The sequence below is a fragment of the Halobellus clavatus genome, assembly GCF_900107195.1.
Taxonomy (GTDB): domain Archaea; phylum Halobacteriota; class Halobacteria; order Halobacteriales; family Haloferacaceae; genus Haloquadratum; species Haloquadratum clavatum.
Window position 1 is genome coordinate 101,359 of record NZ_FNPB01000003.1, and the last position, 23,640, is coordinate 124,998.

Below are 23,640 nucleotides of genomic sequence, written 5' to 3' on the forward strand. Positions count from 1 at the left end.
TCCTTCTCCGACCCAGTTCGCGCCCGCTGTCAGACCGACTACCGACCCCACCACCAGGCCAATGGAGCACACCGCTCGATCGACACCACGTCACATGTATCGCACACGAACCGCAGTCACACCCCGAGGAGAACACCGATGAGCAAACAAGAACAACCGCCCGAGGCGGAGCCAGAATCCACAGCGAGCGACGACGCGAGTCAGTCGCCGGTCACGACCGGGTCCGAGTCGGTCGTTCGCGCCCTCGAGAACGAGGGCGTCGAGGCCGCCTTCGGCGTCCAGGGCGGGGCGATTATGCCCGTCTACGACGCGCTGTATCACTCCGACATCCGTCACGTCACGATGGCGCACGAACAGGGTGCAGCCCACGCGGCCGACGCGTTCAGCGTCGTCCGCAACGAGCCGGGCGTCTGTCTCGCGACGTCGGGACCGGGCGCGACGAACCTGGTCACTGGCATCGCTGACGCCAATATGGACTCCGACGGACTGCTCGCGCTCACCGGTCAGGTCCCGGCGGATATGGTCGGCTCTGACGCGTTCCAGGAGACCGACACCACCGGCGTGACCGCACCGATCACGAAGCACAACTACTTCGCGGACGATCCCGACAGCGTCGGCGACACCGTCGGCGAAGCGCTCGCGCTCGCTGACGAGGGGCGACCCGGCCCGACGCTCGTCGACCTCCCGAAGGACGTGACGCTCGGCGAGACCGACGCGGATCCGGGCCCGGCGACGCCGCCGGAAACGACCCAGCCGCAGTACGTCGCCGACGAGGAGAACGTACAGACGGCAGCCGACACGATCGAGGCCGCAGAGCGCCCGCTGCTGCTCTTCGGCGGCGGCGTCATCAAGGCCGACGCGACCGACGAGGCGCGCTCGTTCGCCCGCGAGTACGAGATTCCCGTGGTCACGACGATGCCGGGGATCGGCTCGTTCCCCGAGGACGACGACCTCTGCCTGTCGTGGGCCGGGATGCACGGGACGGGCTACGCCAATATGGCGATCACCCACACCGACCTCCTCATCGCGGTGGGCACGCGCTTCGACGATCGGCTGACCGGCGGCATCGACACGTTCGCTCCCGAGGCCGAGGTCATCCACATCGACATCGACCCCGCGGAGATCTCGAAGAACGTCCACGCCGATTACCCGCTCATCGGCGACGCGGGAATCGTCCTCGACCAGCTGGACGACGCGATCGACACCGCTCCGGCGGCGGCGGAGTGGCGCGAGCAGTGTCTCACGTGGCAGGACGAGTACCCGATGGACTACGCGACGCCGGACGACGAGCCGCTGAAACCGCAGTTCGTCGTCGAGGTGCTCGACGAGGCGACCGAGGACGACACCATCGTCACGACCGGCGTCGGCCAACACCAGATGTGGGCCTCACAGTACTGGGATTACACCGAACCGCGGACGTGGGTTTCCAGTCACGGACTCGGCACGATGGGGTATGGGCTGCCCGCCGCGATCGGCGCGCGCATCGCGGCCGACGACGACCAGCAGGTCGTCTGCGTCGACGGCGACGGTTCGTTCCTGATGACGATTCAGGAACTCTCGGTCGCTGTCCGCGAGGACCTCGACATCACCGTCGCGGTCCTGAACAACGAGTACATCGGGATGGTTCGCCAGTGGCAGGACGCCTTCTTCGAGGGGCGTCGGATGGCCGCCGAGTACAACTGGTGTCCCGAGTTCGATATGCTCGCCGAAGCGTTCGGCGCGCGCGGGTGGCGCGTCGACGGCTACGACGAGGTCGCAGACGTCGTCGAGGAGGCCCTCGCGTACGACGGGCCGTCGGTCATCGACTTCCACATCGATCCGGCGGAGAACGTCTACCCGATGGTCCCCTCGGGCGGCGCGAACGGAAAATTCGCTCTGACGGAGGATCAGCTATGAGTTCCGATGACTTCCACGCGACAGACGAGTCGGACGACGACCTGCCGAAGCACGGACTGAAGGGACCGGAACCCGAGGAACGTCCCCACCCGGAGGGCCGTCGCAACTCCCAGGGGATCCGGATCGACCCCGAGGCGGAGGCCGAACACGAACCGCGCCCCGCGGTCATCTCCGCACTCGTCGAGAACGACCCCGGCGTCCTCTCACGGGTCTCGGGCCTGTTCTCCCGGAGACAGTTCAACATCGAGAGCCTCACGGTCGGGCCGACCACCGTGGACAACCACTCGCGGATCACGCTGGTCGTCGAGGAACCCGAACCCGGGATCGACCAGATCGAGAAGCAACTCGCCAAACTGAAGCCCGTGATCTCCGTCGGTGAACTCGACGACGACGCCGTCCGGACCGAACTCGTCCTATTGAAGGTCGAGGGCGACGAACCCGACAAGGTCCACGCCATCACAGAGATGTACGACGGCCAGACGCTCGACGCCGGGCCGAAGACCATCACGGTTCAACTCACCGGCGACGAACAGAAGATCGACGATGCGATCGACGCCTACCGCCAGTTCGGCATCATCGAGATCGCCCGGACGGGCTACACGGCGCTGGCGCGCGGCGATCAAGCGACCGTGCCGGGCGAGAAGCCGGGCACTGCGAACGAACCGACACGACCGAAGAATGTACAACGATAACATATGACAGACGAGAACCTGAATACGACGGTATACTACGACGACGACGCAGATCACTCCGCAATCGAAGACAAGACGGTCGCTGTCCTCGGCTACGGTAGCCAGGGCCACGCCCACTCGCAGAACCTCTCCGAGTCCGGGGTCGACGTGGTTGTCGGCCTCCGAAAGAGCTCTTCGTCGCGAGCGGCCGCGAAGGCCGACGGCCTGCGCGTCGCCACCCCCGCGGCTGCAGCCGCCGAGGCCGACATCGTCTCCGTGCTGGTCCCCGACACGGTCCAGCCGGCGGTGTTCGACCAGATCGAAGACGGCCTCGAGCCCGGTGACACGCTGCAGTTCGCCCACGGCTTCAACATCCACTACAATCAGATCCAGCCCCCCGAAGACGTCGACGTGACGATGGTCGCGCCGAAGTCGCCGGGCCACCTCGTCCGCCGGAACTACGAGAACGACGAGGGGACGCCCGGACTGCTGGCGGTCTATCAGGACGAGACGGGCGAGGCGAAAGAAGAAGCGCTCGCGTACGCCCACGGCATCGGCTGTACCCGCGCCGGCGTCATCGAGACGACGTTCCGCGAGGAGACCGAGACCGACCTCTTCGGCGAGCAGGCGGTGCTCTGTGGCGGGATGACGGCGCTGGTGAAAGAGGGCTACGAGACCCTCGTCGACGCCGGCTACTCCCCCGAGATGGCGTACTTCGAGTGCCTGAACGAGATGAAGCTCATCGTCGATCTGATGTACGAGGGCGGACTCTCGAATATGTGGGATTCAGTCTCCGACACCGCCGAATACGGTGGCCTCTCCCGCGGCGACGACATCATCGACGACCACGCGCGCGAGAAGATGGAGCAGGTCCTCGAGGAGGTCCAAGACGGCACGTTCGCCCGCGAGTGGATCGCGGAGAACCAGGCCGGACGCCCCTCTTACACCCAGCTGAAGGAGGCAGAGGAGACGCACCACATCGAGCAGGTCGGCGAACCGCTCCGTGACCTGTTCGCGTGGGACGACGGGAACGAAGAAGAGGCTGCAGAGGCGGCCGCGGACGACTGAGCAACAATGACCGTAACACGGGTATCCACGGAGCCCCAAGGAGAAGCCAATGAGTGAGGGAACGCTGTACGACAAGGTTTGGGAGGAACACACCGTCTCGGAACTGCCGACCGGACAGACGCAACTGTTCGTCGGCCTCCACCTCATCCACGAGGTGACGAGCCCACAGGCGTTCGGGATGCTGCAAGAGCGCGGCCTAACGGTCGCATATCCCGAGTTGACGCACGCCACCGTCGACCACATCGTCCCGACGGCCGACCAGTCGCGTCCGTACCGCGACGACGCCGCCGAGGAGATGATGTCGGAACTCGAAGAGAACGTCCGCGAGTCGGGCATCCAGTTCTCCGATCCGACGACCGGCGACCAGGGGATCGTTCACGTCATCGGGCCCGAGCAGGGGCTCACCCAGCCCGGCAAGACGATCGTCTGTGGTGACTCTCACACCTCGACGCACGGCGCGTTCGGCGCGCTAGCGTTCGGGATCGGGACGAGCCAGATCCGCGACGTCCTGGCGACACAGACCGTCGCGATGGAGAAGAAAGACGTCCGAAAGATCGAGGTCACCGGCGAGCTCGGACCCGCCGTCGAGGCGAAAGACATCATCCTCGAAGTGATCCGCCGACTCGGCACCGAGGGCGGCGTCGGCTACGTCTACGAATACGCCGGCGAGGCCATCGAGAACCTCGATATGGAGGGTCGGATGAGCATCTGCAATATGTCCATCGAGGGCGGCGCTCGTGCCGGCTACGTCAACCCCGACGAGACCACCTACGAGTGGTTGAAAGAGACCGACTACTTCCAGGAGAACCCCGAGAAGTTCGACGAACTCAAGCCCTACTGGGAGTCGATCCGCTCGGACGACGACGCGGAGTACGACGACGTCGTCACGATCGACGGGTCCGAACTGGAGCCTGTCGTCACCTGGGGGACCACGCCCGGGCAGGGAATCGGCATCTCCGATCCCATCCCGGAGCCGGAATCGCTCCCCGAGGACAAGCAAGACACCGCGCGGCGCGCCCAGGAACACATGCGCGTCACGCCGGGCGAGACGATGGACGGCTACGAGATCGACGTCGCCTTCCTCGGGTCGTGTACGAACGCGCGCCTGCCCGATCTCCGACGAGCGGCAGAAGTCGTCGAGGGCCAGCAGGTCCACGAGGACGTCCGCGCGATGGTCGTTCCCGGCAGCCAGCGAGTGAAGGCCGCCGCCGAGGCGGAGGGACTCGACACCATCTTCGAGGAGGCCGGCTTCGAGTGGCGCAACGCGGGCTGCTCGATGTGTCTCGGGATGAACGAGGACCAACTCCAGGGCGACGAGGCCTGTGCGTCGTCGTCGAACCGGAACTTCATCGGCCGGCAGGGCTCGAAAGACGGCCGGACGGTCCTGATGAACCCCCGGATGGTCGCCGCGGCGGCGATCACAGGCGAAGTGACTGACGTGCGCGAACTGAAGGAGGTGACCACGGTATGACCGACGAGATTCCCGAAATCGAGTCGGTGACGGGGACCGGAGTTCCCATCCGCGGGAACGACATCGACACCGATCAGATCATCCCGGCGCGCTTTATGAAGGTCGTCACCTTCGACGGCCTCGGTGAGTTCGCTTTCTTCGATCTCCGATTCGACGAGGACGACAACCAGAAGGAGCACCCCTTCAACGAACAACAGTTCCAGGACGCCTCCGTCCTCGCTGTCAACGCGAACTTCGGTTGCGGGTCCTCCCGGGAACACGCGCCGCAGGCGCTGATGCGCTGGGGAATCGACGCGATCATCGGCGAATCGTTCGCCGAGATCTTCGCCGGCAACTGCCTCGCGCTGGGGATTCCGACAGTCACCGCAGACCACGAGGCGATCGTCGACCTCCAGGAGTGGATCGACGAGCACCCCGACGGCGAGATTCACGTCGACATCGAGAGCGAAACGGTCTCCTACGGGGACACGACCGTCGAGGCGACAATCGACGACGCACAGCGACGGGCGCTCAAGGAGGGTGTCTGGGACACGACGGCGCTGATGAAGTCCAACGCCGACGCAGTCGCTGACAAAGCCGCCGCGCTCCCGTATATCGATGAGTGAAGAGATCGTCGTCATCGAGGGCGACGGGATCGGCCAGGAGGTCGTTCCCGCGGCCGTGTCGGTCCTGGATGCAGTCGCCGACTTCCAGTTCGTCGAGGCCGAGGCCGGCGACGCCGTGCAAGCGGAGACCGGCGAGGCGCTGCCGCAGGCGACGTACGACACCGTCGCCGACGCCGACGCCACCCTGTTCGGCGCGGCCGGCGAGACGGCCGCCGACGTCATCCTCCCGCTCCGGGAGGCGGTCGGCTCGTTCGTCAATATTCGCCCGGCGCGGGCGTACCCCGGCGTCGACGCCGTCCGGCCGGAGACGGATCTGGTCTTCCTGCGAGAGAACACCGAGGGCGTCTACTCGGGCCACGAGGACCGGCTCTCCGAGGACCTCTCGACGCTGACGCGCGTCGTCACGACGTCCGCGTCCGAACAGCTCGCGGAGTTCGCCTGTGAGTACGTGGCCGACCGCGGCGAGTCGGGCTTCCACGTCGCCCACAAGGCCAACGTGATGCGCGAAACCGACGGACGCTTCCGCGACGCAGTCGTCGACGTCGCGGAACGCGAAGGCGTCGAGGCCGAGGAAGTCTTGATGGACGCCTTCGCGACGCGCGTGTGTCTGAACCCCGGGCAGTTCGACGTCGTGGTCTGCCCGAATCTCGCGGGTGACGTGCTCTCGGATCTGGCCGCCGGCCTCGTCGGCGGACTGGGACTGCTTCCCTCCGCGAACGTCGGGCCGGACAACGCGCTCTTCGAGCCGGTGCACGGGACGGCTCCCGACATCGCCGGTGAGGGCGCCGCCAACCCGTCCGCGGCGATCCTCTCGGCGGCGATGCTCCTCGAACATCTGGGGTACGACGACGAAGCGGCGGACGTCCGAACGGCAGTGGAGTCCGTCCTCGAATCGGGGCCCCGGACGCCGGATCTTGGTGGGAACGCGGGCACCGAGGACGTCACGACCGCCGTCCTCGACCGACTCGATTGAGCGATCGGTTCGGTTCTTTTGTTCGGTCGGATGCCGAAACGGGCATCATCGGTCGTTCCTCACCGTCGTCGCTACCCGCGACCCTCCTCGAGTGCCGTGTCGGCGAAAAACACTTACACATCTAGAGTACCTCTCTCGACCACCGATGTACGGAGACCACTCCGCGGCCGCCGATCCGGAACCGCCCGCGGTCGCGCGCCCGATCCGGGAGGCTGAGAACTGATGCCGGAACGACTCGTCACCGTCGTTCCAGAGGACGGAATCCACGCCCGTCCCGCCTCGAAGTTCGTCGAGGCAGCGAACGAAGCCGCCGCCGACATCCGGGTCGGTCGCCCCGGTGAGGACCTCGTGAACGCGGCGAGTATGCTCTCTGTCACCGGACTCGACGTCGGCCCCGGCGAGGAGGTACAGGTGGTGGCCGAAGGCGACGGCGCGGAGACCGCCCTGGACCAACTGGAGCGGATTCTGCGCACGCCGGAAGACGAACTCTGAGGCGTGACCGAACGACGGCTCTCTGGGACCGGCGTGACGCCGCTCTCGGGAGTCGGTCGTGCAGTCTGGTATGCGCCGGACCTCGACACCGACGACCCACCCGACGGTGGGTCGATCGACCCCAGCGCGGAACTGGCGCGGTTCGAGAGCGCTCGAGCGGACGCTCGGGCGGCGATCGAGGCCGACCGCGAGCGGGCCGCCGAGCAGGTCGGCGAGGCGGAGGCGGCAGTCTTCGACGCCCACGTCCAGTTTCTCGACGACCCGCAGGTGACAGCGGGTGTCGAGGACGAGATCGACGCGGGGGCCGCCGCGGAGCAGGCGGTCGAGCGAACCTTCGCCGGATTCATCGAGCAGTTCGAGGCCTCAGATGGCCGGATGAGCGACCGCGCGGACGATCTGCGGGACGTTCGAGACCGACTCGTCCGCGCGCTGTCAGGAGCGGACGGGGTCGACCTCGCCGCGCTGCCGGGCGGGAGCGTCATCCTGGCCGAGCGGCTGACCCCGAGCGACACCGCGAAACTCGATCCGAACCGCGTCGCCGGCTTTGCGACCGTCGCCGGCGGCCGGACGTCGCACGCCGCGATCTTCGCGCGATCACTCGCGATCCCCGCCGTGGTCGGGGTGGGCGAACCGCTCCGCGACGTCGAAGGCGGAGCCAGCGTCGCCGTCGATGGCGTCGAGGACACTGTCGTGATCGACCCGGACCCAGAGACCCGGACCGCGGCCGCGAGTGACGACGACCACGAGAGACGCGAGGCGCCGGCCACGACGACGGACGGGACCTCGATCGAGGTGGCGGCGAACGTCGGAACCGTCGCGGACCTCGAGCCCGCAGTCGAGTCCGGTGCCGACGGGATCGGGCTGCTTCGGACCGAATTCCTCTTTCTCGACCGCTCGACGCCGCCGACCGAGGACGAACAGTACCGAGCGTACCGCAGGGCGCTGGAGGCCTTCCCGGACGACCGCGTGGTGGTTCGGACGCTCGACGCCGGCGGCGACAAGCGCATCGACTTCCTGGAACTCCCGGACGAGGAAAACCCGTTCCTCGGAGAGCGCGGCGTCCGCCGCTCACTCGGCCCCGACGCCAGCCTCTTCGAGACGCAACTCCGCGCGCTGCTCCGCGCCGCAAGGGATTTCGAGCGTGGGGAGGGCGGACTCTCGGTGATGCTGCCGTTCGTCACGACCGTCGAGGAAGTCCGAACGGCGCGGGAGACGTTCTCGTCGGTCGCGGCTGCCCTCGACGTCGACGACGCCGACCGGCCGGAGTTCGGGGTGATGGTCGAGACGCCGGCCGCAGCGCTTCTTGCGGATGCCATCGTCGATCACGTCGAGTTCTTCAGCATCGGGACGAACGACCTCACGCAGTACGTGATGGCGGCCGAGCGCGGCAACGGGCGGGTCGAACCCCTCACCGATGACCGTCAACCGGCGGTCCTCAGAGCGATTCAGGCGACCGTCGAGGCCGCCGAGAGCGAGGACGTCTGGGTCGGCATGTGTGGCGAAATGGCGGGTGACCCCGACCTGACTCCCCTGCTCGTTGGTCTCGGCATCGACGAACTGAGTATGAGTCCGGTAGCGGTCCCGCGGGTGAAACAGGCCGTGACCGACGTACGTGACGCCGACGCGCGGGCCCTCGCCGAGCGCGCGCTCGCCGCGAGCACCAGCGACGAGGTTGCGCAACTCATCGAGGCGTACCGATCGTAACGCCGGAGTAAGGGTCGAATACCACTCCTCGTGTGAGCGGCAACGAGAGCGTCACGACGCGTCGGCGTGACCGGTGTCGGCTCGGTCAGGATGGGTCCCGGGAACCGGTCTTACTCGAAGATCACGGTTTCGAGTTCGTCTAGCAGCGCAACGGGGTCGTCGCGCTGGAAGATGTTGCGACCCACTGCCAGGCCGTTCCCGCCAACTGCAACCGTCGAGCGAACGTCCTCGAGGAACGCCTCGTCGCTCCGCTTCGATCCGCCACTCATCACCGTCTTCAGCCCACTGACAGCCGCTTCGACCTGCTCCCATTCCTCCTGCGTCCCGGGGTACTTGCACTTGACCATATCGGCACCGAGTTCGAGTCCCAGGCGGGCCCCGTAGGCGACGACGTCCGGGTCCTCCTGCCCCGTGTAGTCGTCGTTCTCCTGGATCCCCTTGCCGCGCGGGTAACTCCACATAACCACGGGGACGTCGTACTTCCGCGAGGCCTCCTGGACGTCGCGGAACTCCTTCCACATCTCGTCTTCGTGGAGCGACCCCGCGTACATCGTATAGCCGATGGCGTCGGCGTCGAGTTCTTCGACGGCGTACTGGACCGAGCACTGTTTGGGGGAGTAGTAGTCGTCCCGCTTCGCGAGATTCGAGTTTCCGTTCAACTTGACGAGGAGCGGTGCGCCGTCGTCGACGCCGTGTGTTTGCTCCCAGGATCGGTAGTATTCGGCGTTGCCTTTCTGCAGCGCGATGGCGGTGACTGCGTCGTGTCGTCCGACCTCGAAGACGTGTGTCGGGTCGGCGCTTTTCGGGAGTGGCTCGAAGTCGACGGGCCCGTGTTCGGTCCCGTGGTCGTAGGCGAGAATGAGGGAGTTTCCGTTCCGTGTGATCGGCGTGTCATCGATCGGTTTCATAGCAAGAGGTATCGCCGCGAAAGGGTTTCAATTTACCGTCCCTCGAAACGGCGTAGTGAATCGACTGAGCACTCCCGGAAATCCTCGGGGTCGACAGCACCGACAGAGTCAGTTCACAGCACCGGCCGACGGGACCACCTCGTGGACACGTCGCTGGAACCCGAATCGCAGCGTACCGATACTCACGGGGGCTCCGGCAGGAACGGCTCGGGGTCGTCGTGAACGAACGTCACCGTCTCGTCGTTCAGTCGGCGGCAGAACAGGCGCACCGAGCCCGTCTCGCGGATCGATTCGAGGGTGTCGGCGTTGGCCGTCGGATCGTAGTACGCCGGGACGAAGACCGCCGTCTCGTTCGTTCGATCGGCTTCGACGACGAGCAAGTAGACCAGTCCGTCGCCGACCGCTTTGAACACCTCGACGTCCCGAAACGCGCCCTCTTCGACGGTGGCTTCGAGGTCTTCGAATTCGGGGCCAGGAAGCAGGACGTCGATGCCCGTGCGGCGTTCGGAGTCGACGAGAACGGAGTCTCCGGGGTGGAGTTCCAGTGTCGTCCACCCACGATCGCGGTACTGCGACGCGGTCGCTTCCATATCCTCGATGACGGCGGTCCAGCCCTCTTGTGCCTGTACGTTCGGCGGGACGCCGTCGCCGGGCGGGTCGCTCATACGATGACGCGTGTCGGTGGGCAGATAAAACGTTTCACTGCGCCCCAAGATATTTTTCCGGTTCTCTGCAAGGAGTGAAAGTGACCGACCTCCTCTCGCTCTCGAACCTCCGGACCCAGTTCAAAACCGAACGGGGCGCGGTCAAGGCCGTCGACGGGATCGATCTCACGATCGAGGAAGGCGAGACCGTCGGCCTCGTCGGCGAATCGGGGTCCGGGAAGAGCGTCACCGCCCTGTCTGCGATGGACCTCATCGACGATCCGGGCGAGATCGTCGACGGTCGCATCACCCTCCGCGGTACCGCCCTGGCCGCATCGCTCTTAGACGAGTTCCGCAGCGCGCTGGTCCCGTACCCGTTCGAGTTGTTCGATGCGGTCTGGACTATCAGCAGCGACATCCGCGCCGAACGGCGCATCCGAGCGGCCTCCTCGGAACTCCGGGGAATGGCCGACGACCTCGCCGGCGACGACCCCGCAGCGCTCGCGGACGACCTCCGTTCCGCGGCAGATCGCCTCGCCGACGGGGACCCGCCCGCCGACGTCGGAGCGGCGCTGGAGACGGCCCTCGAGTCCGCCGCGGACGGATTCGTGTACGTCGACGACGACGCCCGTGCACGACTCCGCGACGGCGCGGACCCCAGTGCCGTCGATATCGACGATGCAGTCATCGATATCACGGCCGCGCCCGAGGCGGCGGTCCGACGGATCCGCGGCGGCGAGATGGGGATGATCTTCCAGGATCCGATGACCTCGCTGAACCCGGCGGTCACCATCGGCGAGCAGATCGCCGAGTCGCTGCGGTTGCACCGCTACGGCGACCAGAAGAACGACTCCTGGCTCAACGGGATCCGTGAGATACTCCCCAAGATCGGCGGTCGCGACGGCGACAAAGAGGTGATGGACGAGGTCGTCAGGATGCTCCAGGCGGTCGGGATCCCCGAGGCCAAACAGCGGGTCGACGACTACCCGCACGAGTTCTCCGGCGGAATGCGCCAGCGAGTGCTCGTCGCCATCGCGCTCGCCTGCCGGCCGAACCTGCTCATCGCCGACGAACCCACCACGGCCCTCGACGTGACGATCCAGGCGCAGATCCTCGACCTCATCGACGATCTCCAGACGGACTTCGGGATGTCGGTGTTGATGATCACTCACGACCTCGGCGTCGTGGCCGAGACCTGCGATCGCGTGGCCGTGATGTACGCCGGCGAAATCGTCGAAGAGGGACCCGTCGAGGAGATCTTCCACGACCCGAGTCACCCCTACACGTACACGCTCCTCGAATCGATCCCCACAGAGGACAAAGCGCGGCTGACCCCGATCGAGGGCAACGTCCCCGATCTGATCGACCTCCCCGAGGGCTGTCACTTCGCGCCGCGATGCCCCTGGGCCGAAGAGCAGTGTCTCGAAGGCGAGATCCCGGAGTTACAGCACGGTCCGGCGGACGTGGATCACCGGGCGAAGTGCGTCCACGAGGAGTTCGACAAGGCGGCCTACGGGAGCGACGGGGTCGCGGCCAGCGCCGAGTCCACATTCGGAGACCCGCTCGTCGAAGTCACGGGCTTACGGAAGTACTACCAGCAGGACGACGACGCCCTCGATCGCGCACTCGGCAGCGAGACCCCGAGCGTCAAAGCCGTCGACGGCGTCGACCTCGACATCCGCGAGCGGGAGACGCTCGGGCTGGTCGGCGAGTCAGGCTGTGGGAAGTCCACCGCGGGCCGGGCGATCCTCCATCTGGATCCGCCGACGGACGGGACCGTCGTGTTCGCCGGCGACGACCTCGGCTCGCTGTCGAAGTCCGAACTCCGGAAGCGTCGAAAGGAGATGCAGATGGTGTTCCAGGACCCGATGTCGAGTCTGGATCCGCGGATGACCGCCGGACAGACGATTATGGAGCCGCTGAAGATCCACGACCTCGCGGACGGGCGTCGTCGCGAGCGGGTGTTCGAGTTGATGGAGGCGGTCGGCCTCGAGCGCGGGCAGTACGGGCGGTATCCCCACGAGCTCTCGGGTGGTCAACGGCAGCGGGTGGGAATCGCCCGGGCGCTCGCCGTCGACCCTGATTTCATCGTCGCCGACGAGCCGGTCTCTGCGCTCGACGTCTCCGTGCAGGCGCAGATCATCAACCTCCTCGAAGACCTCCAAGAGGAGTTCGGACTGACCTACCTGTTCATCGCGCACGATCTGAGCGTCGTCAGACACATCTCCGATCGCGTGGCCGTGATGTATCTCGGCGAAATCGTCGAGGTGACCGAGACGGACGACCTCTTCGAGACGCCGAAACACCCCTACACCAGGGCGCTGCTGTCGGCGATCCCCGAACCGGATCCGCGCGCGGATACGGGCGATCGGACGATCCTCAGCGGCGACGTCCCGTCGCCGATCGACCCGCCCTCGGCCTGCCGGTTTCGGACACGGTGTCCGTCGATCATTCCCCCGGAGGACCTAGAGATCGACCAGGAGCGATACCGGGAAGTGATGTTCTACCGCCAGCGCGTCGAATCCGGCGATATCGACCTCGAGGCTATCGAATCGGAAGTGCGCATCGAGGCGGAAACCGACGTGGCCGCCGTCACCGACGGCGGGGAACACGCGGCGCTGTTCGAGTACTTCTTCGACGGCCCGCTCCCCGACGAGGCCAGAAGGGTGGTCGCGGAATCGTTCGAGCACCTCAAGAACGACCGGTGGGAGGAGGCCGAAGCCACGCTCACCGACACCTTCGAAAGTATATGCGAACGGGAACATCCCACACTCAGCCAACGCGAACATCCCGTTGCTTGTCACTTACACGAGGAGTGAGATACGCCCCCGCGTGAGGGTTTGGGTCCCCCTCGGGGGGCAATGTCATAATTGTTCTTTCTTTCCATCAGTATTATTTGGGTAGCCCTATATATCCGACATATGGTCCCTGATACCACTGCGACTTCGCGGCGAAACTTTCTGAAACGAGCCGGCGGCGCGACCGTCGCCACGGCATCAATCACCTCGCTTGCGGGGTGCGGCGGAGGTGGCGACGAAACCGAAACGGCAGCGGAAGATGACACCGGCGACGACACCGAGACCGAAGCGGAGGGCGGTGAAGACGGTGGTGGTGACACGACTCGACTCCGGTACGGTCGCGGTGCGCACTCGGCCACGCTGGACCCACAGAACACCACCAGCGGCGAGGTCGCGAAGGTGACTAACCAGGCGTACGAGGGACTGATCAGTTTCCAGGTCGGTGAGGCGGCCCTCACCGAATCCCTCGCTACCGACTGGTCGCTTGAGGGCGACTCGGTCACGCTCACCCTCCGAGAGGGCGTAACGTTCCACGACGGGTCGGACTTCACCGCCGACGACTTCGTCGCCACCTATCGCCGGTTCGTCGACGACGAATACGAATACCACTTCGAGGACGCCTCCGCCTACGGGCCGTTCACGCTGGGGAACTGGATCGACAGCGTCGAGGCCACGAGTGACTACGAACTCTCGATCACGCTGAATCAGACGTACGCGCCGTTCCTCCGCAACCTCGCGATGTTCGTCTCCGTCGTCATCTCCCGAGACGCGATCGAGGGCGACACCGACCTGGATCAGGAGATGGTCGGCACCGGCCCCTTCGAGTTAGAGACGCTCGACGACGCCAACAACCGGATCCAACTCACCACGTACGACGACTACTGGGGCGAGAGTCCGAACATCGACGAGGTGCTCTTCCTCACTCGCGGACAAAACTCGACGCGTGCGCAGGCCCTCGTCGAGGAGGAACTGGACATCATCGACGGCCTCGACCCCGACAGTATGCAGATCATCGAGGGGTCCGACACCGCCGAGAACCGGACGGCGACCGGGATTAACATCGGGTATATGGCGTTCAACCTCTCGCGGGTCGAGGCGTTCCGTGATCGTCGGGTCCGCCGGGCGATCAGTTACGCCATCGACACCCAGGCCATCGTCGAGAATATCTACTCCGGCATCGCCACCGAGGCCGACCAGCCGATCCCGCCGGCGCTCTTCGGGCACAACGACGACATCAGCCCCTACGAGTACGATCCCGAACAGGCACAGAGCCTCCTCGATGAGGCCGGCTACGGCGACGGCTTCTCGTTCACGCTGACGACCTTCCAGAACCCCCGTGGGTACAACCCCGCGCCGCTGCCGACCGCACAGACGATCAGATCGAACCTCTCGGACGTCGGGATCGAGGTCTCGATCGACGACCGGCAGTTCTCCGATTACCTGACGTACACCAGTCAGGGGCGACACGACGCCACGCTCGCGGGATGGTACACCGACAACGCCGATCCCGACAACTTCTGTTACGTCCTGCTCCACCCGCAGACTGAGGTCCCCGACGGCCAGGACTGGGTCTCCTGGGACACCGAGGGCTTCAACACCTCGAACAACGCTGCGTGGGCCAACAGCGAATTCATGACCCGCGTCGAGGACGCACAGACGACCACCGACCAGGAGGAGCGTGCCCAACTGTACAGCGAGGCCGCCCAGATCGCCCACGACGAGGCCCCGTGGGTGTTTATCGACTACGCCGACGAGGTCCGCGGCGTCTCCAACCGCGTGAGTAACTACACGGTCGCCGCAATCGGCGGTCCGTACCTCGGGGCCGTCGACGTCGAGTAACGAGCACAGGCTTTTTGCCCGTCCACTCACCGTTTCGTCCTGAATGGTCTCCAATCGGTTCGTCCTGAAACGGCTCCTCCTGTTGATCCCCGTACTGTTCGGGGTTGCGACAGTCGTGTTTGCCATCCTCCACCTCTCGCCGGGCGATCCCGCGCTGACGATCGCGGGCGAGCGCGCGAGTCAGGAGTTCGTCAACGAGGTCAGATCGAACCTCGGCCTCGACGACCCACTGTGGCAGCAATACGTCCGGTTCCTCGGTGACGTGGCGACGTTAGATCTCGGCCAGTCCTACCAGGTCAACCGGGGCACGCCCGTCAGTACGATCCTCGCGGACCGGCTTCCGATCACCATCGAACTCGCGCTGTTGGGTGAACTCGCGGGGCTTCTGTTCGGCCTGCCGCTCGGCATCCTCAGCGCCGTCAAACAGGACACCTGGGCCGACCACCTCACCCGGGTCGGCGCGCTCAGCGGGATCAGCGTCCCGATCTACTGGAGCGGACCGCTCCTCATCCTGCTCTTCGCGCAGTTCCTCGGGCTCTTGCCCACCAGCGGGCGGATCGGGTCGGAGTTCTTCATCGAGCCAGTCACCGGATTCATCCTGGTGGATACGCTGTTGGCAGGGAATATGGCAGCGTTCCAGTCCGCCGTCGTCCACCTGCTGTTACCCGTCGTGGTGTTGGGTATCTACCAGATGGCGTTGCTCTCGCGGATGATGCGCTCCTCGATGGTGGAGGTGATCCGGCAGGACTACATGCGGACCGCGCGGGCGAAGGGACAGGGCTCGAAGATCACGGTGATGAAACACGGGCTCCGCAACGCGTTCATTCCCGTGATCACCGTCATCGGGATCCAGTTCGGGTCGCTGCTGGGTGGGGCCGTCCTCACCGAGACCGTCTTCGAGATCAACGGCATCGGCACGCTGCTTGTGGACGCAATCAACCGAAGTGACTACCCCGTCGTGCAGGGGACCGTCCTGGTCTTCGCCGTCCTGTACACGTTAGTCAACCTCGTGGTGGACATCACGTACTCCGTCTTCGATCCCCGCATCGAACAATGAGCACAGAAACACAGAGCGGAACCGTCGAACGAAGCATCGTCGAGCGCCTCCGCGCGAGCCCGTTCCTCTCGCAGCTCCTCTCGAACCGGCTCGCGGTCACTGGCATCGTCATCATCGTCGCCGTCGTCGTCCTCGCGGTCTACGCGCGGCTGACGTTCAACCTCAGTGATCTGTTAGCCACACAGTTCGGGACCAATCCCTCGGAGGCAGCGCCCAGTATGGCGTATCCCTTCGGGACCGACGGTCAGGCCCGCGACATCTTCCCGCGAGTGCTGTATGGAGCCTGGTATGCGGTCCTCTACGGGACTGTCACCGTGGCGGCGTCGACCGCCCTGGGTGTCGGTCTGGGAATCGTCGCCGCGTACTACGGCGACCTCACGGACAACCTGATCATGCGGACGATGGACGTCCTGCTGTCGTTCCCTTCACTGCTCTTGGCGCTCGCACTCGTCACGATCTTCCCCGAGGAACTGGGCCTGTGGCGCGCTGTGGCCGCGCTGACGCTCGTGTACACGCCGCGGTTCGCTCGGGTCGTCCGCGGAGCGGCGCTGAAAGTCCTCGAAGACGAGTACACCGACGCGACGAAGGCGCTGGGTGCGACCGATCCGCGACTGCTCATCCGGCACATCCTGCCGAACTGTCTCGCGCCCATCACGGTCCAGTCGACGCTCAACTACGGGCTGGCGATCATCGACATCGCGGCGCTGTCGTTCCTCGGATTCGGCGCGAGTCCGGGCGAGCCGACCTGGGGAATGATGCTCTCGAACGGCGTCGAGTTCGGCCTGTTCTCGGGGGCGTGGTGGTGGTCCTTCTTCCCCGGACTCCTGCTCGCGCTGACGGTCCTCGGGTTCAATCTGCTCGGGGATGGGATGCGCGACGCGCTCGACCCGCGGATGCGGGAGACCGTTGACTGAGCCCGAGGATCGGTCACTCGGGCGCACTGCCGCTCGGTGGCTCAGTGTCGGTGCCGTCGCCGGCGTCGTCGTCGCCGGTGCGCTGCTTCCGCTCTTCGGGGCGCGGGCCGCGACCGACACCTCGTTCGCACTCGGCGCGCTGGTGTTCGGCTTCGGGATCGCCACCTGGGCCGGCACCGTCGGCTTCGGATCGTCGGTGGCCGCCGTTCAGGAGCGGCTCGGCGGCCACTCGGGATGGACACAGGAGGGCGCTCGCCAGGCCTTCGCCGTCTTGACCTGGATTGGTGTCGGCTGGTCGGCGACAGCGGTCGCGGCCTCGCTCGCGCTGGTCGGCCCGTGATCGCGTCTCGGGACGATCCCCGTGCTGTCCGGCAGTTCGATCGTGTCACTCCTCTGTCGACCGGGCGTTTAAGTTCTCCCGCAGCGTGCACCCGGGTATGCCGCAGATCCACCTCGACGACGACACGATCGCGCGATTAGACTCGCTCCGGCGCGAGGAGGAGGACTACGACGAGATCGTCAACGAACTCATCAACATCTACGAGGCCGAGGAACTGACGCTGTTCCACAGCGGCGACGAAGTGTAGCCCCGGCCTCGACCGTCTACCCAGTCGACCGACTCAGCGACGGTGACAGAATGCAGACCGACGCAACCGTTCGGTGTGCGGAGATAGCGTCCGGCGAGGTGAACCACTCTGGCGACGATCGATCAGAAAGTCAGCAGAGCTGGTAACGCTCGGCGTCCTGATCGATGAGTTCGCGTTCCCGGAGCGTCGAAAGAATACTGTACAGCGACATTTTCTTCATATCCAGTGAGGATTCGAGTTCGGAGATCGACGCTTCGCCGTGCGTCGAGAGGAACAGATAGACCAGTTTCGCGCGCGGCGATTCGAGTTCAGACGGCATCGACGGCGTTTCGATACCGGCTGTCGGTTGCGGAGACATCGAGTGCTGCATCGTTGTTATCGTACCCTTAGCTTCGACGATAATAAAACCCATCTACAACGATCGTCGAAAACCGCCGAACCGCATTCCGGTGGTAGCGACGCTCAGAAGCACGATCAGTTATTTTCGAACGAATGTTCATTTCGTTCGATCGCTCGAATCGGCCCGTTCGTTTCGACTCGTGACGACATCGTGTGAAGCGATAGCAAGGAAGTGGAAGGGGCGGGAATCGAACCACGCGAAGCCGTATGCGGGAGCGACCGTACGACGGTCGCTGCCGAATTGCTCTACCACTGAGCCACCCTTCCAACCGAGGCTATGCGACCACGACCTATATGAATGACGGCGGCGGTGTCCGCCGCGCGATTGCTTAGTAGCTCCGGATCTTCGGCTCGTAGCGTTTGTCCTCGCCCTCGAGGATGACCGGCTTGAACCAGAGTTCCGGCGAACCGCCGTTCCACGAGAGCAGCGTGTGTCGTAGCCAGTCTTGATCGTCGCGCTCCTGGTACTCTTTCCGCCAGTGCGCCCCGCGGAACTCCTCGCGAGCGAGCGCCCCGAGCGTGATCGCTTCCGCTAAGTCGATGATGTTGCGGGTCTCGATCGTGTGGAGCAGGTCGGTGTTGAACGTCCGGGACTGATCGGCGACGCCGACGTCCTCGTAGTCCTCACGGGCCTCTCGGATGTCCCGAAGCGCCTGTTTCAGACCGGCTTCCTCCCGGAAGACGTTGACGTGCTGGGTCATCGACTCCTGCACTTCCGAACGGATCTCGGCGTGGTTCCGTCCGTCCTCGTTCTCGAGAAGCGCCTCCACGCGGGCGATGGCCCGCTCTGTCGTGCGCTCGACGAGCTCTCTGGGGTCCAGGTCGGAGGCTGCGGCCCCACCGTCGGCGACTGCATCGCCGGCGCCGCCGCCGGAGACGTCGCCGGGCTCGACCGGGGTGTCGACGTCGCCGGCGTCCCACTCGCCGCGCTTGCCGGTCGGGATCTCGGCCGTCTTCATATCGCGGCCGGCGGCGTGGTGGCCCGCGCGCGCACCGAAGACGATCAGTTCGGGCAGCGCGTTCCCGCCGAGCCGGTTCGAGCCGTGAACCGACGCACACGCGCACTCGCCGGCAGCGTACAGGCCCGAGATACACGTCTCGCCGTTCTCGTCGGTCTCGATGCCGCCCATCGCGTAGTGCTGTCCGGGCTTGACGGGCATCGGTTCTTCGAGCGGATCGACGCCCTCGAAGTCCTCCGAGAGGTGGATGATGTTCTCGAGTCGGTCGACGATCCGTTCCTCGCCGAGGTGCCGCATATCGAGGTGGACGTACTCGTCTTCGATCCCGCGCCCCTCGTTGACCTCGGTGAGTTCCGCGCGGGCGACCACGTCGCGGGAGGCGAGTTCGCCGTCGTTGTTGGCGTAGCCGTACTCGAACATGAACCGCTCGCCCTCGGAGTTGTACAGGATGCCACCCTCGCCGCGGACCCCCTCGGTGATCAGCACTCCGGTGGAGGGCAGCGTCGTCGGGTGGAACTGGATGAACTCCATATCCTCGATCGGGACACCGGCGCGGTAGGCCATCGCGACGCCGTCACCGGTGTTCGCGACGGCGTTCGTCGTGTGATCGAACACCTGCCCGAGACCTCCCGTGGCGAGGATGACCCCGTCGCGGGCGCGGAAGCCCTCGATCGAACCGGACTGGATGTCGTAGCCGACGACGCCGTGGCAGTCCCGTTCTTCGGGTTCGGCCTCGTCGCTCACCGCGAGGTCGAGGACGTACCACTCGTCGTAGACCTCGATCCCACGCTTGACCAGCTGTTCGTACATCGTGTGGAGGAGCTGGTGGCCCGTCTCTGCGCCCGCGTAGGTCGTCCGGGGGAACGAGAGGCCGCCGAACGGTCGCTGGCTGACGGTGCCGTCGTCCTCTCTGGAGAAGGCCATTCCCCAGTGCTCGAGTTGGATGACCTCCTCGGGGCTGTCCTGCGCCAGCGTCTCGATGGCCGGCGCGTCGCCCAGGTAGTCCGACCCCTTCATCGTGTCGTAGGCGTGGTCCTGCCAGGAGTCGCCCTCCCGGAGCGCCGCGTTGATCCCGCCCTCGGCCGCCCCGGTGTGACTGCGAACCGGGTGGAGCTTCGAGACGATGGCCACGTCGGCCCCTTCTTCCTGTGCCGCGATGGCCGCTCGGAGCCCCGCGCCCCCAGCGCCCACCACGATGACGTCGTGTTCGTGCATAGTTGATCGTAGGGTTACCAGAACTTGAGGTTTGCTCTACTTGAGCTTAGCATAACCTTTTGTCTAACCGTACCAAATTGCAAAGTATGTCTCGCGGTGACAATCCGGCCCATAAATACAGGGTAGAAAGAGACAGAGTAAAAGATTCCGCCTTGTCGGAGAAAGACACAAAGGCTGTATTAGAGTTTTTAGAGGCTCACCACCCTGATTTGGGAAGTAAGGAATCTCTATCCTACAACTCCTTAGAGGGATACGGACGGGCCTTACGGCTTATCGCCAAGGAATCCGACTGTGGCCTTCTGGAACACACTAACGACTCTCTCGTCTCTGTGTTTGAATCAATGCTTGATTCGTTAGCAAATCAGACTGTCAGGCAGAGACAAGCGGGGGCTATCAAATTCTACAGGTATCACGGTGACAAGACAGAGGTAGATCCTGACGACATTCCTCTGACGGACAAAGGTGATACGTCCGTCAATGAGCGGGATATGTTCTCCCGTGAGGAAGTGCAAAAGATGAGGGAAGCCTGTAGTAATACCCGTGATAGGTGTCTCCTCGAATTACTGCTATACACCGGCCAAAGAATCCGAGTAATCCAAACCCTCCGACTGAAAGATATCGACTTAGATGAGAATGTCTATTACCTCAATACGGACGAATTAGGATTGAAAGGGGCCGAGAAGTCCGGTCGGAAACGTCCGTTACTCGGAGCGACAAAGGCCGTCAGAGAATGGATTAAGAATCATCCTACAGGAGAGCCTGACGACTATCTGATTACACACCTTCCCTCTGCTACCAACACGTCCGAAAAGGGAAGCTATCTATCTTCTCCGGCGATTTGGGATAGGCTCAGACGGATAGCAGAGGAGGCAGAGGTAGACAAACCGTCTAATGCCCATAATTTCAGGCATTATTTCGTTACTGTGTGTCACCGCGAATATGATATGGATATCAGTACGATCAAACACTTAATCGGACATAGCGCCGACTCTGTGGTAATGGAGTCTACATACTCTCATCTAACCGACGATGATCATATCCAACACGCTAGGGAAGCCGCTCAAGGAGTCGGGAAAGATCCTGAAGAGCCTGAAGGGTCACTTACTCCTGACGTATGCCCGACTTGTGACGAAAACCTACCTCCCGCTGCTAAGGCTTGTCCGGCTTGTGGTATGGTATTCACTCCGGACGCAAAGGCGACTCAGGAGCAAATACAGGATGATATGTATGAATCGGAGGGTCAGGCACAGGGAGAAGAGGAAGAGGCTATAGACGAATTGAAGAAAGTCCTAGACGAAAACCCCGCTCTCAAAAAGCAACTCCTCGAAGATTAGAAGGTAAAGACACCCTGACTGTCGTTCTCTGTCTCAGGAGTAGGTGTCACGTCCGTCTCTTCGGATCCTTTCGGCTCATACGATATTTCCCCCTTGAGCCTGTAGGAGCCTTTGAGCTATCCAATTAGCGGGTAGATGCGACTGCGCTACGGTCCGGAGAGACTCAAGCTCTTCGTCGGATAGGTCGACAGTCATTATTTTCTCGGTCCACAGTAGCGAAAAATAAGACTGTCGCTCAGAAGAAATGAACAATATAGCGGGTTTGGTAGTCCGGCCCGCTAATCCGGTCCTTAATAAACTGAAAGACGAACTCAGTAGTGACTGTAGGTGTGTCTCTGCTACTACGGGAGGTGGAGCTATCTCTTCGTCAGAGAATCGAACCTAGGTGAGATGAGCCGGGGGGTTTTCTCAGGTTATGTTAGTTTGGAATCACCAAAACTTGAGGTTGTTCTTGACCGCTTCGCGCTTGAGCTCCTGGATGTGCTCGGTGAGGGGGATGTCCTTCGGACAGACCTCCGTACAGGAGAACTGGGTCTGACAGCGCCAGACGCCGTGCTCCTGTTCGAGGATCTCCAGGCGCTGCTGTTTCATATCCTCACCTTCGCGCTCGTCCATCGTGAAGCGGTACGCCTTGTTGAGCGCGGCCGGACCGAGGTACTCGTTGTCGCCGGCGGCGATGTTGCAGGAGGACATACAGGCCCCACACCAGATGCACCGCGTCGACATCTTCACCTTCTCGCGGTTCTCTCGGCTCTGTTTCTGCTCTTCGAGTTCGCCCTCCGGCAGGTCGTTCGTCTGGAAGTACGGCTCGACGGCCTCCATCTGGTCGTAGAAGTGCTCCATATCCACGACGAGGTCCTTCACGACCTCGGCGTGCGGAAGCGGTTCGATGCGGACCGGCTCTTCGAGGTCCGAGAGTTGGGTCTTACAGCAAAGTCGTTGTTTGCCGTTGACGAACATCGCGTCCGAGCCACAGATCGCCTGCCGGCAGGAGTGCCGGAAGGTGAGACTCGAATCGTACGTGTCGCGGGCGTACATCAGCGCGTCGAGGACGGTCATCCCCTTCTCGAAGGGGACGTGGAAGTCGTCGAAGCGCGGCTCTTTCTTCCCCGCAATCTCGGGGTCGTAGCGGAACACCTTCAGGTGGTAGGTGTCCTCGTCGTCGAGCGCCTTCTCGGCCTTCTCTGCCTGCCGCTCGGCTTCCTCGGCCCGCTCGCGTTTCTTCTGCAGGCGACGCTCTCGTGCCTGCGACGTCGGTTCGACCTCGGCGGCGGACGATTCCTCGTCGGCCTGTTCTGGGAGTTGCGTGCTCATTGTGATTAGAGTGGGACGCCTCCGGCCCACGCGAGTGCGGTTCTGACACCCTGGACGATCAAGACGGCGCTGGCGACGCCGAGGACCAACTTGGCGGCGGTCTTCTTGGTCCCGGAGATGCCCTGATTGACGAGGGCGTTGTAGACGCCGTTGACGCCGTGGAAGGTCGCCGTCAGCAGAAAGAGGATCATCAGCGAGAAGTACGTGAGTTCCTGCATCCGCCCTTGGGACATCGCGAAGGTCACCTCGTCAGCGTGGTGGACGAAGTGCAGGAGGAAGAAGTGGAAGGCTAACACGACCACGAGGAACGCGGCCGTGATGCGTTGCCAGAGCCACCGGCGGCCGCCGCGCTGGAACGAGGAGTATCGCTCGGCCATCAGCCGAACACCCCCGCGAGGAACGTCGGCACGCTCGCGATCACGATCGCGCCCGTCAGGAGCAGCGACGCGTAGAAGCTCTTATCCTGTGACTCGAGTCCGATGCCGAGATCGACGAACAGCAGTCGAAGTCCGTTGAGGATGTGGAAGACGGCGACGGCGAGCAGGCCGACTTCCAAGAGCCGGACGACGAGGAGACTCTCCAGCGACTGGATCGTCGTCGTGTACGCCTCCGGGCTCGTCAGCGCCGTCGACAGCACGGCGATGTGGGTGAAGAGATAGCCCACGAGCACCCAGCCCGTGAACTTGTGGAACACCCAGGCCCACATTCCAGCCGAGAACTCCCGCCAGCGGCCGAAGTCCTCGATGAGACCCCGATTGTAAGACTGACTCATACTCCTCTGAATCTCTGGAC

Annotated in this window: 22 protein-coding genes and 1 tRNA gene; 15 read left to right on the forward strand and 8 right to left on the reverse strand. The window is 64.1% G+C overall.

Translation table 11 applies throughout. The features are described 5' to 3' along the window. The first annotated feature begins 138 nt into the window (after positions 1-138). From ilvB to ptsP, 8 genes are all read left to right on the forward strand, one after another. The gene (gene ilvB, locus BLU74_RS06055) at positions 139-1,896 is read left to right on the forward strand and encodes a biosynthetic-type acetolactate synthase large subunit (RefSeq protein ID WP_089766377.1); all 1,758 of its coding nucleotides are present in this window, start codon (positions 139-141) and stop codon (positions 1,894-1,896) included. After that, positions 1,893-2,588: an acetolactate synthase small subunit gene (ilvN, locus tag BLU74_RS06060; protein WP_089766379.1), complete on the forward strand. Its 696-nt coding sequence runs from the start codon at positions 1,893-1,895 to the stop codon at positions 2,586-2,588. Before ilvB ends, ilvN begins: the two co-directional genes overlap by 4 nt. 3 nt (positions 2,589-2,591) lie before the next feature. After that, on the forward strand, positions 2,592-3,635 hold the full coding sequence (ilvC, locus tag BLU74_RS06065) for a ketol-acid reductoisomerase (RefSeq protein ID WP_089766382.1): 1,044 nt from the start codon (positions 2,592-2,594) through the stop codon (positions 3,633-3,635). Positions 3,636-3,684: 49 nt separating this feature from the next. Further along, positions 3,685-5,106, forward strand: coding sequence for a 3-isopropylmalate dehydratase large subunit (gene leuC, locus BLU74_RS06070; protein ID WP_089766383.1), 1,422 nt, complete (start codon positions 3,685-3,687; stop codon positions 5,104-5,106). Next, on the forward strand, positions 5,103-5,711 hold the full coding sequence (gene leuD, locus BLU74_RS06075) for a 3-isopropylmalate dehydratase small subunit (RefSeq protein WP_089766384.1): 609 nt from the start codon (positions 5,103-5,105) through the stop codon (positions 5,709-5,711). The genes leuC and leuD overlap by 4 nt, the downstream gene beginning before the upstream one ends. Beyond that, a complete protein-coding gene (leuB, locus tag BLU74_RS06080) occupies positions 5,704-6,684 on the forward strand; it encodes a 3-isopropylmalate dehydrogenase (RefSeq protein ID WP_089766385.1) in 981 nt (326 codons plus the stop codon). Before leuD ends, leuB begins: the two co-directional genes overlap by 8 nt. Before the next feature lie 222 nt (positions 6,685-6,906). Then, on the forward strand, positions 6,907-7,176 hold the full coding sequence (locus BLU74_RS06085) for an HPr family phosphocarrier protein (RefSeq protein ID WP_089766386.1): 270 nt from the start codon (positions 6,907-6,909) through the stop codon (positions 7,174-7,176). Between the two features lie 3 nt (positions 7,177-7,179). Further along, positions 7,180-8,880 carry a phosphoenolpyruvate--protein phosphotransferase gene (gene ptsP, locus BLU74_RS06090; protein ID WP_089766387.1) on the forward strand — a complete coding sequence of 567 codons (1,701 nt, stop codon included), beginning with the start codon at positions 7,180-7,182 and terminating at the stop codon, positions 8,878-8,880. A 110-nt stretch (positions 8,881-8,990) separates the two neighbouring features. On the opposite strand, the gene BLU74_RS06095 is transcribed toward ptsP, so the two are convergent. Both BLU74_RS06095 and BLU74_RS06100 read right to left on the reverse strand, forming a co-directional pair. After that, a complete protein-coding gene (locus BLU74_RS06095; protein ID WP_089766388.1) occupies positions 8,991-9,788 on the reverse strand; it encodes a class I fructose-bisphosphate aldolase in 798 nt (265 codons plus the stop codon). Between the two features lie 182 nt (positions 9,789-9,970). Next, positions 9,971-10,453, reverse strand: a complete 483-nt coding sequence (locus BLU74_RS06100; protein WP_089766389.1) for a DUF7529 family protein — start codon at positions 10,451-10,453, stop codon at positions 9,971-9,973. 80 nt (positions 10,454-10,533) lie between these two features. On the opposite strand from BLU74_RS06100, the gene BLU74_RS19455 reads away from it, so the two are divergent. The 6 genes from BLU74_RS19455 (at position 10,534) to BLU74_RS18865 (ending at position 17,627) form a co-directional block, all read left to right on the forward strand. After that, complete coding sequence (locus BLU74_RS19455) at positions 10,534-13,251, forward strand: dipeptide ABC transporter ATP-binding protein (protein WP_089766573.1); 2,718 nt, start codon at positions 10,534-10,536, stop codon at positions 13,249-13,251. A gap of 102 nt (positions 13,252-13,353) precedes the next feature. Then, positions 13,354-15,069: an ABC transporter substrate-binding protein gene (locus BLU74_RS06110; RefSeq protein WP_089766390.1), complete on the forward strand. Its 1,716-nt coding sequence runs from the start codon at positions 13,354-13,356 to the stop codon at positions 15,067-15,069. 43 nt (positions 15,070-15,112) lie between these two features. Further along, entirely contained in the window at positions 15,113-16,126 is a 1,014-nt protein-coding gene (locus BLU74_RS06115; protein WP_089766391.1) for an ABC transporter permease, read from the forward strand. Beyond that, complete coding sequence (locus tag BLU74_RS06120; RefSeq protein ID WP_089766392.1) at positions 16,123-17,040, forward strand: ABC transporter permease; 918 nt, start codon at positions 16,123-16,125, stop codon at positions 17,038-17,040. Before BLU74_RS06115 ends, BLU74_RS06120 begins: the two co-directional genes overlap by 4 nt. Then, positions 17,033-17,380 carry a DUF7268 family protein gene (locus BLU74_RS06125; protein WP_089766393.1) on the forward strand — a complete coding sequence of 116 codons (348 nt, stop codon included), beginning with the start codon at positions 17,033-17,035 and terminating at the stop codon, positions 17,378-17,380. The genes BLU74_RS06120 and BLU74_RS06125 overlap by 8 nt, the downstream gene beginning before the upstream one ends. A gap of 97 nt (positions 17,381-17,477) precedes the next feature. Next, the gene (locus BLU74_RS18865; RefSeq protein WP_175454578.1) at positions 17,478-17,627 is read left to right on the forward strand and encodes a DUF7557 family protein; all 150 of its coding nucleotides are present in this window, start codon (positions 17,478-17,480) and stop codon (positions 17,625-17,627) included. A gap of 130 nt (positions 17,628-17,757) precedes the next feature. Here the strand turns inward: BLU74_RS18865 and BLU74_RS06130 are convergent, their stop codons facing one another. From BLU74_RS06130 to BLU74_RS06140, 3 genes are all read right to left on the reverse strand, one after another. Continuing rightward, positions 17,758-17,985, reverse strand: coding sequence for a TrmB family transcriptional regulator (locus BLU74_RS06130; RefSeq protein WP_245705740.1), 228 nt, complete (start codon positions 17,983-17,985; stop codon positions 17,758-17,760). A 214-nt stretch (positions 17,986-18,199) separates the two neighbouring features. Next, positions 18,200-18,293, reverse strand: a tRNA-Thr gene (locus BLU74_RS06135). Positions 18,294-18,355: 62 nt separating this feature from the next. Further along, positions 18,356-20,200 carry an FAD-binding protein gene (locus BLU74_RS06140; RefSeq protein WP_089766395.1) on the reverse strand — a complete coding sequence of 615 codons (1,845 nt, stop codon included), beginning with the start codon at positions 20,198-20,200 and terminating at the stop codon, positions 18,356-18,358. Positions 20,201-20,286: 86 nt separating this feature from the next. Here BLU74_RS06140 and BLU74_RS06145 point away from each other — a divergent pair, with 86 nt between their 5' ends. Next, positions 20,287-21,534: a tyrosine-type recombinase/integrase gene (locus BLU74_RS06145; protein ID WP_089766396.1), complete on the forward strand. Its 1,248-nt coding sequence runs from the start codon at positions 20,287-20,289 to the stop codon at positions 21,532-21,534. Between the two features lie 429 nt (positions 21,535-21,963). On the opposite strand, the gene sdhB is transcribed toward BLU74_RS06145, so the two are convergent. The 3 genes from sdhB to sdhC are packed head-to-tail and all read right to left on the reverse strand — an operon-like array spanning position 21,964 to position 23,620. Further along, on the reverse strand, positions 21,964-22,848 hold the full coding sequence (sdhB, locus tag BLU74_RS06150; RefSeq protein ID WP_089766397.1) for a succinate dehydrogenase/fumarate reductase iron-sulfur subunit: 885 nt from the start codon (positions 22,846-22,848) through the stop codon (positions 21,964-21,966). Positions 22,849-22,853: 5 nt separating this feature from the next. Next, on the reverse strand, positions 22,854-23,225 hold the full coding sequence (locus BLU74_RS06155) for a succinate dehydrogenase hydrophobic membrane anchor subunit (RefSeq protein WP_089766398.1): 372 nt from the start codon (positions 23,223-23,225) through the stop codon (positions 22,854-22,856). After that, complete coding sequence (gene sdhC, locus BLU74_RS06160) at positions 23,225-23,620, reverse strand: succinate dehydrogenase, cytochrome b556 subunit (RefSeq protein WP_089766399.1); 396 nt, start codon at positions 23,618-23,620, stop codon at positions 23,225-23,227. Before sdhC ends, BLU74_RS06155 begins: the two co-directional genes overlap by 1 nt. Between the last annotated feature and the right edge of the window lie 20 nt (positions 23,621-23,640).